Source organism: Stenotrophomonas sp. YIM B06876, from assembly GCF_030711595.1.
Classification (GTDB): domain Bacteria; phylum Pseudomonadota; class Gammaproteobacteria; order Xanthomonadales; family Xanthomonadaceae; genus Stenotrophomonas.
In genome coordinates, this window is record NZ_JAUJUJ010000253.1 from 1 (window position 1) to 1,175 (window position 1,175).

1 protein-coding gene is annotated in these 1,175 nt (G+C 60.5%); it reads left to right on the forward strand.

Features of this window, described 5'->3' with window-relative positions; all coding sequences use genetic code 11:
- Positions 1-70: 70 nt before the first annotated feature.
- Complete coding sequence (locus tag QZH66_RS16520) at positions 71-1,039, forward strand: IS5 family transposase (RefSeq protein WP_305806958.1); 969 nt, start codon at positions 71-73, stop codon at positions 1,037-1,039.
- Positions 1,040-1,175 lie beyond the last annotated feature (136 nt).

The window sequence follows — 1,175 nt, forward strand, 5'->3', positions numbered from 1 at the left end:
TAGGGAAGGTCTGAACAACTGCCTCTGGAACTGCCACACTGGTGTCCACGATTTGAGGGCCTGATTTCCCATGCAATTGACCTTCGGTGACGCCGAGCAGCAAGGCCGGCGCAAGCGCACCCGGCGCGAGATGTTCCTGTCCGAGATGGAGCAGGTGGTGCCGTGGAAGGGGCTGCTGGCGTTGGTCGCGCCGCACTACCCGAAGTCGGGCGGCCCGGGTCGGCAGCCGTACCGGCTTGAGACCATGCTGCGCATCCACCTGCTGCAGCAGTGGTATGCGTTGAGCGATCCGGCGATGGAGGAAGCGCTGTGCGATACGCCGCTGATGCGCCAGTTCGCACGCCTTGGCGGGCTGGAAGAGATTCCGGATGAGACGACCATCCTCAACTTCCGTCGTCTCCTCGAGAAGCAGCAATTGGCGGCGGCCTTGTTCAATCAGGTCAACACGCACCTTGCCCGTAAAGGCTTGAGCCTGCGCGCCGGCACCATCGTCGATGCGACGATCATCAATGCACCGTCGTCGACGAAGAATGGCGACGGCAAGCGTGATCCGGAAATGCATCAGACGAAAAAGGGAAATCAGTGGTACTTCGGGATGAAGGCGCATATCGGTGTGGATGAGCATTCCGGCCTAGTCCATCACGTGCATTGCACCGCGGCCAACGTCGGCGATGTGACCCAGCTGCAGCACCTGCTGCATGGCCACGAAAAAGAGGTCTACGGCGACAGCGGTTACACCGGCGCGGAGAATCGCGAAGAACTGCAGGACACCAGAGCGACGTTCTTCATTGCCGAGAAGCCCTCCAGGCTGCGCGCAATCAAGAGCAAGCGCGACCAGAAGCACGCACGACGTTGGGAGAAATTCAAAGCCGGTGTCCGTGCCAAGGTCGAACACCCGTTCCGGGTGGTGAAACGCCAGTTTGGTTACACCAAGGTGCGCTATCGCGGTCTGGCCAAGAACGCGGCGCAGATGCTGACGCTGTTCGCGCTGTCCAACCTGTGGATGGCGCGGCGGCAATTGCTGCCGCAGGCAGGGTAATAGTGTCTGCAGGACGGCGCATGCCGTCCTGCAGCGCAAAGAGGGACCGGGAAGTTACTGCTTTTCGAGCGTGCGGTTTGTGAGATCAACTCAAACGCGGAAATCCATGCGCCTGAGCTGATTGTTCAGAGCTTCC

What these genes read in the sequence shown, in the direction of transcription:
- QZH66_RS16520 (WP_305806958.1), top strand. Translation starts at nt 71, where the DNA reads ATGCAATTGACCTTCGGTGACGCCGAGCAGCAAGGCCGGCGCAAGCGC.